Annotated in this window: 7 protein-coding genes; 5 read left to right on the top strand and 2 right to left on the bottom strand. The window is 58.7% G+C overall.

Going from position 1 to position 10,072, the window contains the following annotated elements; genetic code table 11:
- From lpxB to accA, 4 genes are all read left to right on the top strand, one after another.
- Nucleotides 1–1,125 (top strand): lipid-A-disaccharide synthase (gene lpxB / locus AB5Y82_RS00630; protein ID WP_368173522.1); only part of this gene is annotated, 1,125 nt, incomplete at its 5' end.
- A gap of 119 nt (nt 1,126–1,244) precedes the next feature.
- Nucleotides 1,245–1,835 carry a ribonuclease HII gene (gene rnhB, locus AB5Y82_RS00625; protein WP_019445224.1) on the top strand — a complete coding sequence of 197 codons (591 nt, stop codon included), beginning with the start codon at nt 1,245–1,247 and terminating at the stop codon, nt 1,833–1,835.
- A 38-nt stretch (nt 1,836–1,873) separates the two neighbouring features.
- Nucleotides 1,874–5,353, top strand: coding sequence for a DNA polymerase III subunit alpha (gene dnaE, locus AB5Y82_RS00620; protein ID WP_042081101.1), 3,480 nt, complete (start codon nt 1,874–1,876; stop codon nt 5,351–5,353).
- Between the two features lie 15 nt (nt 5,354–5,368).
- Nucleotides 5,369–6,319, top strand: a complete 951-nt coding sequence (gene accA, locus AB5Y82_RS00615; RefSeq protein WP_005338549.1) for an acetyl-CoA carboxylase carboxyl transferase subunit alpha — start codon at nt 5,369–5,371, stop codon at nt 6,317–6,319.
- Between the two features lie 286 nt (nt 6,320–6,605).
- Here the strand turns inward: accA and AB5Y82_RS00610 are convergent, their stop codons facing one another.
- Complete coding sequence (locus tag AB5Y82_RS00610; protein ID WP_005338547.1) at nt 6,606–6,788, bottom strand: DUF3545 family protein; 183 nt, start codon at nt 6,786–6,788, stop codon at nt 6,606–6,608.
- A 159-nt stretch (nt 6,789–6,947) separates the two neighbouring features.
- Nucleotides 6,948–7,898, bottom strand: coding sequence for a transaldolase (gene tal, locus AB5Y82_RS00605; protein ID WP_139409993.1), 951 nt, complete (start codon nt 7,896–7,898; stop codon nt 6,948–6,950).
- A gap of 701 nt (nt 7,899–8,599) precedes the next feature.
- Between tal and AB5Y82_RS00600 the strand changes: the two genes are divergently transcribed.
- The gene (locus AB5Y82_RS00600) at nt 8,600–10,030 is read left to right on the top strand and encodes a sodium:alanine symporter family protein (RefSeq protein WP_013724018.1); all 1,431 of its coding nucleotides are present in this window, start codon (nt 8,600–8,602) and stop codon (nt 10,028–10,030) included.
- The last annotated feature ends 42 nt before the right edge of the window (nt 10,031–10,072 follow it).

Genomic DNA, 10,072 nt, shown 5'->3' with positions numbered 1-10,072 from the left:
CGTATCGGTATCGTCGCCGGAGAGGTCTCCGGCGACATTCTGGCTGCCGGTCTGGTGCGCGAGCTGCAAGCCCGCTACCCGGATGCGCAGTTTGAAGGGATCGCCGGGCCGCGGATGCAGGCCCTCGGCGTCAAGGCGCTGTTCGAGATGGAAGAGCTCTCCGTCATGGGGATCACCGAGGTGCTTGGCCGTCTGCCGCGCATCCTCAAGGTTCGTCGCGAACTGCTGTGCCACTTTATTGCCAATCCGCCCGATATCTTCATCGGCGTGGATGCACCGGATTTCAATATCGGGGTGGAGCTGAAACTGCGCCGCGCCGGTATCAAGACGGTTCACTATGTCAGCCCCTCTGTGTGGGCCTGGCGCCAGAACCGCATTCACAAGATCAAGGCCGCTACCGACATGGTGCTCGCCTTCCTGCCGTTCGAGAAAGCCTTCTACGACCGCTTCGACGCCCCTTGCCGTTTTGTCGGTCACACCATGGCGGATGATATTCCATTGGTGCCGGATCAGGCTGCCGTGCGTCGCAATCTCGGTATCGATGCCAATCGCCGCTGGCTGGCGGTGCTGCCGGGCAGCCGCACCGCAGAAGTGGGCTTTATGTCCCCCCTGTTTCTCGAAGCGTGTAAACACCTGACGGTGCGCTATCCGGATCTCGGCTTTATCGTGCCGCTGGTCAACCAGAAACGGCGCGAGCAGTTCATGGCCATCAAGGCCGAGGTAGCGCCGGGTCTCGACATGGTGCTGCTGGAAGGGCAGGGCCGCGAGGCGATGATCGCCGCCGACGTGGTGATGCTGGCCTCCGGCACCGCGGCGCTCGAAGCCATGCTGGTGAAAAAGCCGATGGTGGTGGGCTACAAGCTCAAGCCCTTCAGCTATTGGCTGGCCCAGCGACTAGTAAAGACCGAATTTGTCTCTCTGCCCAACCTGCTCGCCGGTCGCATGCTGGTGCCGGAACTCATCCAGCACGAGTGTACCCCGGAGAATCTGGTGGAAGAGGTGAGCAAGTACTTCGAGCACGACAACAGTGCGCTGGTCAACACCTTCACCGAGCTGCACCAGCTGATCCGCTGCAATGCCGACTCGCAGGCCGCCGATGCGGTGGCGGATCTGCTCGGCAGATAACGCTATTTCGGACCGTCGATTGCGCCGCACAGCCCGTTAATCCGTTTTCCGAGCGGTGATGCCGCGCCAGTCGACCCCTGTCAGGCCCCACGGGGCCTGTTTTGATTCAAGGCTACAAGATGATGATCGATATTCCTGACGACAAGCTGGTTGCCGGTGTGGACGAAGTGGGCCGTGGCCCCCTGGTGGGTGACGTGGTCACCGCTGCGGTCATTCTCGATCCCGCCAATCCGATCGCGGGGCTCAACGACTCCAAGAAGCTCTCTGAGAAGAAGCGCCTCGCCCTGTTTGACGAGATCAAAGAGAAGGCGCTCGCCTGGGCCATCGGTCGCGCCACTCCAGAGGAGATCGACGGGCTCAACATCCTGCATGCCACCATGCTGGCGATGCAGCGCGCCGTGGCGGGACTGAAGGTCACCCCCGAGCTGGTCTTTATCGATGGCAATCGCTGTCCGGCGTTGCCGATGGAAGCGCGTGCCGTGGTCAAGGGCGATAGCCTGGTGGCCGCCATCAGCGCCGCCTCGATCCTCGCCAAGGTGACCCGCGATGCGGAGATGACCGAGCTGGACTGTCGCCATCCCGAGTATGGTTTTGCCCGCCACAAGGGTTACCCTACGCCTGAGCACCTCGCCATTCTGGCCGAGCGTGGCCCGTTGCCCGAATATCGCAAGAGCTTCAAACCGGTGCGCCGCGCACTGGGGATCGAGTAGACCATGCCATTTAGTTTGAGCAGCGAGAGGAGATGACGATGGCTGACCCCCGTTTTATCCACCTGCGAGTCCACTCCGACTTCTCCATGGTCGATGGCCTGCAGAAGATCAACCCCATCGTCGGGGCGGCTGCGGCCAACAACATGCCGGCGCTGGCGCTGACCGATCAGATGAACATGTGTGGTCTGGTGCGCTTCTATGGCGCAGCCCACGGCAAGGGGATCAAACCCATCGTCGGTGCCGACTTCTGGGTGCAGAGCGATGAGCTCGGCGACGAGCAGTTCCGTCTCACCCTGCTCGCCATGGATAACGACGGCTACCAGAACATCACCCTGCTTATTTCCCGCGGTTACCAGCGCGGCCACGTGCAGGGGCGTCCGGTTATTGACAAGAGCTGGCTCGCCGAGCATGCCAAGGGGGTGATCGTCCTCTCCGGCGGCCGCGAGGGGGATGTGGGCAAGTTCCTGCTCAAGGGCAACCGGCAGATGACCGAGCAGTGCGTCGCCTTCTATCAGACCCACTTCCCCGATGCCTACTACCTCGAGCTGCTGCGCACCGGTCGACCCGACGAAGAGGTCTATCTGCACATGGCGGTGGCCATTGCCACCGAGTTCGAGCTGCCGGTAGTCGCCACCAACGAGGTGGTGTTCCTCAACGCCGATGACTTCGATGCCCACGAGATCCGGGTTGCCATCCACGATGGCTATACCCTGATGGACAAACGCCGCCCCCGTCGCTACAGCCCCCAGCAGTACCTGCGCAGTCAGGAGGAGATGGCGGAGCTGTTTGCCGACATTCCCGAAGCGCTGGAAAACACGGTGGAGATCGCCAAGCGCTGCAACGTGACGGTGCGTCTCGGCGAATACTTCCTGCCCAACTTCCCGACCGGCGACATGACTACCGAAGATTTTCTGGTGGCCAAGTCGAAAGAGGGTCTGGAGGAACGTCTCGAGTTCCTGTTCCCGGATCCGCAAGTGCGTGCCGAGCGTCGTCCCGAGTATGACGAGCGTCTCGACATCGAGCTGAAAGTGATCAACCAGATGGGCTTCCCGGGTTACTTCCTCATCGTGATGGAGTTTATCCAGTGGTCCAAGGACAACGGCATCCCCGTTGGTCCGGGGCGGGGCTCGGGGGCGGGCTCTCTGGTGGCTTATGCCCTCAAGATCACCGACCTCGACCCGCTGGAATTTGACCTGCTGTTCGAACGTTTCCTGAACCCCGAGCGGGTATCCATGCCCGACTTCGACGTCGACTTCTGCATGGACAGGCGCGACGAGGTGATTGAACACGTATCCGACATGTACGGCCGGGATGCGGTGTCGCAGATCATCACCTTCGGCAGCATGGCGGCCAAGGCTGTAGTGCGGGACGTGGGCCGGGTGCTGGGCCACGCTTACGGCTTTGTGGATCGCATCTCCAAGCTGATCCCGCCGGATCCGGGCATGACGCTGGCCAAGGCATTCGAGGCCGAGCCCAAGCTGCCCGAACTCTACGAGCAGGATGAGGAGGTTAAAGACCTCATCGATATGGCCCGCCGCTTGGAAGGGGTCGTACGCAACGCTGGTAAACACGCCGGTGGCGTGGTGATCGCACCCACCAAGATCACCGACTTTGCGCCGCTCTACTGCGATGACGAAGGCCATCACCCGGTCACCCAGTTTGACAAGAACGATGTGGAATACGCCGGTCTGGTGAAGTTCGACTTCCTGGGTCTGCGCACCCTCACCATCATCGACTGGGCGCTCGGCATGATCAACCCGCGTCTTGCCAAAGAGGGCAAGCCGCCGGTGGACATTGCCGCCATCCCCATCGATGACAAGAAGTCGTTCGACCTGCTGCAGCGCTACGAGACCACAGCGGTATTCCAGCTGGAATCCCGCGGCATGAAGGATCTCATCAAGCGGCTGCGCCCCGACTGCTTCGAAGACATGATCGCACTGGTGGCCCTGTTCCGACCGGGCCCGCTCCAGTCAGGCATGGTGGATAACTTCATCGACCGCAAGCACGGTAATGAAGCGATCTCCTATCCGGACGAGAAGTGGCAGCACGAGAGTCTGAAACCGATTCTGGAACCGACCTACGGCATCATCCTCTATCAGGAGCAGGTGATGCAGATTGCCCAGACCCTGGCGGGTTATACCCTGGGTGGCGCGGACATGCTGCGCCGGGCGATGGGTAAGAAAAAGCCCGAGGAGATGGCCAAGCAGCGAGCCGGTTTCGAGGAGGGCGCCGTCAAGAATGGCGTCGACGGCGAATTGGCGATGAAGATCTTCGATCTGGTGGAGAAGTTTGCGGGCTACGGCTTCAACAAATCCCACTCCGCCGCCTATGCGCTGGTCTCCTACCAGACCCTCTGGCTCAAGACCCACTTCCCGGCCGAGTTCATGGCGGCGGTGATGACCGCCGATATGGACAACACCGACAAGATCGTGACCCTGGTGGACGAGTGCCAGCGGATGGGGCTCACCGTGATCCCGCCGGATGTGAACACCGGCCGCTATCGCTTCAGCGTCAACGAAGACGGTCATATCGTCTACGGCATCGGGGCGGTGAAAGGGGTGGGGGAAGGCCCTATCGACGCTATCCTCAGCGCCCGGGATCAGGACGGCCCGTTCCGCGATCTGTTCGACTTCTGCAACCGGGTCGACATCAAGAAGCTCAACAAGCGGGTGATGGAGAAGCTGATCCTCTCCGGCGCCATGGATCGGCTCGGCCCCCACCGCGCCGCCCTGATGGCAACCCTGGAGGAGGCGATGCGTGCCGCCGAGCAGCACGCCAAGGCGCAGGCGGTGGGGCAGGTCGACATGTTCGGCGTGCTCACCGAAGAGATTGACGACGTCAAGAAGGCATTTGCCAACGTGCCGCACTGGCCTGACAAGGTGTGGCTGGAAGGGGAGCGCGAGACCCTCGGGCTCTATCTCACCGGCCACCCCATCAACCAGTACAGCAGCGAATTGCGTCGTTATACCTCGGGTCGCCTGTGCGATCTGCACCCCACCTCCCGCGATACCGTGACCACGGCGGCGGGGCTGGTGATCGCGGCCCGCAGCATGGTGACCAAGCGTGGCAACAAGATGGGGATCTTCACCCTGGACGACCGTTCCGGTCGCCTCGATGTGACCCTGTTCAGTGAAGCGCTGGAAAAATATGAAGAATTGATGCAAAAAGACCGCATTTTGGTGGTTTCTGGACAGGTCAGCTTTGATGACTTCTCCGGTGGCCTTAAAATGTCGGCTCGAGAATTACTGGATATCAACGATGCGAGGGAGCGTTTTGCCAGAGCAATCCGCATCTCCCTCGATGAACAGCGGATTGATGATCGCTTTTTCCCGCGTTTGTGCGAGATTTTGGAGCCCGCCCGTGCCGGAGTCTGTCCGGTTCAGGTAAACTATCGTCGCCCCGGCTCCCGGGTGCGATTGACGCTCGGTACCGAGTGGCGGGTGACGCCCACCGATCAACTGATAGATGACTTGCGAGTCCTGCTTGGACGAGAGCGGGTTGAATTGGTTTTTGATTAGAGGTTCTAAGGCCCTATGAGTCTTTTTCTGGATTTTGAACAGCCGATTGCCGAGTTGCAGGCGCAGATTGATGAACTCAAACATGTGAGTGAAGGCAATCACGCCGTGGATCTGAAAGACGAGATCCGCCGGCTGGAGAAGAAAAACGAAGAGCTGACCAAGAAGATCTTCGGTGATCTGGGTGCCTGGCAGGTATCCCAGATGGCGCGTCATCCCCAGCGCCCCTACACCTTTGACTATATCGAGCATATCTTCACCGATTTCGACGAGTTGGCTGGCGATCGCGCCTATGCCGATGACAAGGCTATCGTCGGCGGCATCGCCCGTCTCGACGGCGAGCCGGTGATGGTGATTGGTCACCAGAAGGGTCGCGAGACCAAAGAGAAGATCAAGCGCAACTTCGGCATGCCGCGTCCGGAAGGGTACCGCAAGGCCCTGCGTCTGATGGAGATGGCCGAGCGCTTCAAGATGCCGATCATCACCTTTATCGACACCCCGGGCGCTTACCCTGGCGTCGGTGCCGAAGAGCGTGGCCAGTCCGAGGCGATTGCCCGCAACCTGAAAGTGATGGCCGGTCTGACCGTGCCGGTGGTCTGCACCGTGATTGGTGAGGGTGGCTCCGGTGGTGCGCTGGCCATTGGCGTGGGTGACCGCGTCAACATGCTGCAGTACTCCACCTACTCCGTCATCTCGCCGGAAGGGTGTGCCTCCATCCTGTGGAAGAGTGCCGACAAGGCCTCCGTAGCTGCCGAAGCGATGGGTATCACTGCCCAGCGTCTGAAAGAGCTCAAGCTGATCGACCACGTGATCGACGAGCCCCTCGGCGGTGCTCACCGCGATGTGGAGAAGATGGCCAAAAACCTCAAGGCCCGCATCAAGCAGGATCTGGACGCCCTGCGTCCGCTCGATACCGAGCAACTGCTGGAGCAGCGCTACCAGCGTCTGCTGGGCTACGGCTACTGCTAAGCGCAGCCGTCAGCCCCGAGTGTTCAGGCCCCCGTCATCGACGGGGGTTTTTTATTGCTGATGACTTGTCTTGCGGTGATTGCCCCAATGCGCCCTGAAACGGCACAGCTCAGTCTTCGCGGGTGAGGGGCAGGGTTGGTATGCCACGCTGTTCATGAGGGCTGTCAGTAGCCTACAGTATCCTTTGGTATTGCTGGCGATGGCACGACAAGCCGCTTGATCATCCGATTGCGGCATAAAAAAGCGCCCCGACTGTGCGGAGCGCTTTTACAGGTGTCTGGCGGTATTACAGTTCGATCTCGTCTGTAAGACCTTCATAGGCGATATCGATGGATTGCAGCTCCTTCTGCAGGCGATGTTTGTCTTTCAACGCCTCGATTTCACGCCATTTACGTTTTTTTCCCGTTGTCCCGCGGCTACGCGAACCGAGTTCAACCACCTCGTCATAATCGAAGTTGAACATTTCCATGGCTCCCTCCTTGGTTTTTATCGTTTTCACCACCCGTATAACATAACGAATCTGAAATTAAAACGTTTTCGTGACGACTCTATGACAGCGCTAAAAAAGCCCATGAAAAAAACCGGGCCCCTTGTTAGGGGCCCGGTTTTTATCAGAAAAAAGAACCGATTACAGGCGGCTTGCCAGCATGGTTTCCAGCTTGCCCTGGTCGATGGCAAACATGCGGATGCCTTCGCCCAGCTTCTCGTGAGCCATGGCGTCCTGGTTCAGTTCCCAGCGGAATTCGGCTTCGGTCATCGGAGTCGGTTTGGCCTTGCGCTCACCGGTGTAGTCCAGTTTGCGTACCACGGCGCCTTCGGTCTTGCTCAGCTCTTCCAGCAGGGCCGGGCCAATGGTCAGGCGGTCGCAACCGGCCAGTTCCAGGATCTCGCCGGTATTGCGGAAGCTGGCGCCCATCACCACGGTCGGGTAGTCGTGCTGCTTGTAGTAGTTGTAGATGGAGGTGACGGAGACCACGCCCGGATCTTCGCTGGCGGTGTAGTCACGGTTGTGCTTGGCCTTGTACCAGTCGAGGATGCGGCCTACGAACGGGGAGATCAGGAAGGCACCGGCTTCGGCACAGGCACGGGCCTGGGCGAAGGAGAACAGCAGGGTCAGGTTGCACTGGATACCCTCTTTCTCCAGTACTTCAGCGGCACGGATCCCTTCCCAGGTGGAGGCCAGCTTGATCAGAATGCGGTCGTTGCTGATGCCGGCTTCGTTGTAGAGACGGATCAGTTTGCGGGCCTTGGCGATGCTGGCTTCGGTATCGAAGGAGAGACGGGCATCCACTTCGGTAGATATGCGGCCCGGAACGATCTTCAGCACTTCCAGACCGATGTTGACGGCCAGCTTGTCGCCCGCGTCGATGATTTGCTGTGCCTTGTCCTGGCTCTGGGCTTTGGCCCAGTTGATGGCGTCTTCGATCAGCGGAGCGTACTCGGGGATCTCGGAGGCCTTCAGAACCAGAGAGGGGTTGGTGGTGGCATCGATGGGCTGATAGCGTTTGATGGCTTCGATATCACCGGTGTCGGCAACAACAGTGGTCAGGGCTTTCAGCTGGGTTAATTTATCGGCCATAGCGAATATCATCTCTTAATGAGGGAGTAATCCCTGGGTTGCGGGCTTGAGACGGTGGTTCTGAAATAAAATTACAGGATCTTGGTGCCTCAGGCTCAGAAAAGCGCGATGGGGGCGGCCCATCGTCATTGCCTGCCTAATTAATACTGATGTGCTGCATCCTGCAATAGGGACGCTTGGTTGTTAAACATTCAGGCTGTTGAGTTATCCCGTTTTATGGCTTGAAACTATATGATTAGTAAGGTTTTTTACATTTCATTCCGACCTCGCTCCGGTTTGCTTTCAGCTGAACTTTTTTAGCCAATATCCATATTTGTGTCGTCGATCACATAAATTATCTCGCTACGTACTTGAAATTTAATTACAGCGAAAACGTTTGGCGAAATGTCTCCGTTTGAAAGCCATTTCATGCAAGCGTTTGCGTTTTCGCATAGCTCATCAGGGATATATCAAAAAGGTTCTCTTATGGGGCTTAATGGTGGCCTGTCTGATTGAATTATTGAGTTTGTTGAAAGTTTGCGATTTAAATGGAGCTTTATGGGCTTTTACCGTTCGTTTTTTGTGTCTCGCGTGACCGGGATCACTATTCCGGGCTCTCCCGCTGTGCTAGATTCCGCCCCTTTAGCGAAACGCTAATTAAACGACAGACAGAAAACGGTCAGCGCAGACTGGCCATGGATGTGAATAACAACGAGAGAATTATGGACACCTTGATTGCGATGCTAAACGACCTGATGTGGGGAGCCGTGCTCATCTACCTGCTCATCGGGGTCGGTATCTTTTTCACCTTCCGCCTGGGTTTTATCCAGATCCGTCACTTTGGCCACATGTTTTCCGTGCTGAAAAACAGCCGTAAATCGGACAACGCAGGCATCTCCTCCTTCCAGGCCCTCTGTACCAGCCTTGCCGCCCGTGTCGGCACCGGCAACCTGGCCGGTGTGGCTGTCGCCATCTATCTGGGTGGCCCCGGCGCCATCTTCTGGATGTGGCTGATTGCCTTTATCGGCATGGCGACCGCCTTCGTTGAAAGCACTCTGGCCCAGCTCTACAAGGTCAAGGATGAGGATGGCAACTACCGTGGTGGCCCGGCCTACTACATGGAGAAAGGCCTTGGCATGCGCTGGATGGGGGTGGTCTTCTCGCTCTGCCTGATCCTGGCGTTTGGTCTGGTGTTCAACGCGGTGCAGGCCAACTCCATCAGTTTGGCGATGAAGGTGGCGTTTGGCATTCCTGACTGGGTCAGCGGTCTGGCGCTGGTGGCGCTCTCCGGCCTGATTATCTTCGGTGGCATTCGTGGCATCGCGCGTTTTGCCGAGCTGGTGGTGCCCTTTATGGCACTGGCCTACATCCTGCTGGCGCTGGTGATCGTGGCGATGAACATCACCGAGTTGCCCCATGTCTTCATGCTGATCATCAAGTCCGCCTTCGGGATTGAGCAGGCAGGCTCGGGTGCGCTCGGTTATGCCATCTCCCAGGCGATGATCAACGGTATCAAGCGCGGTCTCTTCTCCAACGAAGCGGGGATGGGCTCTGCGCCCAACGCTGCGGCGACTGCCACTCCCTATCCGCCGCACCCGGCCTCCCAGGGTTATGTGCAGATGTTGGGGGTCTTTATGGACACCATCGTCATCTGTAGCTGTACCGCCGCCATCATCTTGATGTCCGGTCAGTTTGAGCCGGGATCCGGCGTGACCGGTGTCGAGCTGACCCAGCGGGCGCTCTCCTCCCAGATTGGCAGCGGTGGCAACATCTTCATTGCTGCGGCCATCTTCTTCTTCGCCTTCACCTCTATCGTGGCGAACTACTCCTATGCCGAGACCAATCTGGTGTTCCTCGAGCACAACCACAAGGGCGGCCTGATGCTGTTCCGGGTGTTCGTGCTGGGGATGGTGATGTTCGGTGCCGTGGGTGAGTTGCCGATTGTGTGGGCGATGGCGGATGTCTCCATGGGACTGATGGCCATCGTCAACCTGGTGGCGATCCTGCTGCTCTCCAGCGTCGCCATCAAGCTGGCGAAGGATTACAACGACCAGCTCCGGCTGGGCAAGGTGCCCACCTTCGATGCCAACAAATACCCCGAGATCCGCTCCCAGCTGGAAGAGGGGATCTGGGACAATCCGACCAAAAAATAACAAGCGGTGAGTCAAACCTCTTGATTAAAACCTGAAGGGGGA

Origin of the sequence: Aeromonas sp. s13, from assembly GCF_040907905.1 — a bacterium.
Lineage (GTDB): Bacteria > Pseudomonadota > Gammaproteobacteria > Enterobacterales > Aeromonadaceae > Aeromonas > Aeromonas veronii.
This window is presented reverse-complemented; position numbering and strand designations above follow the sequence as displayed.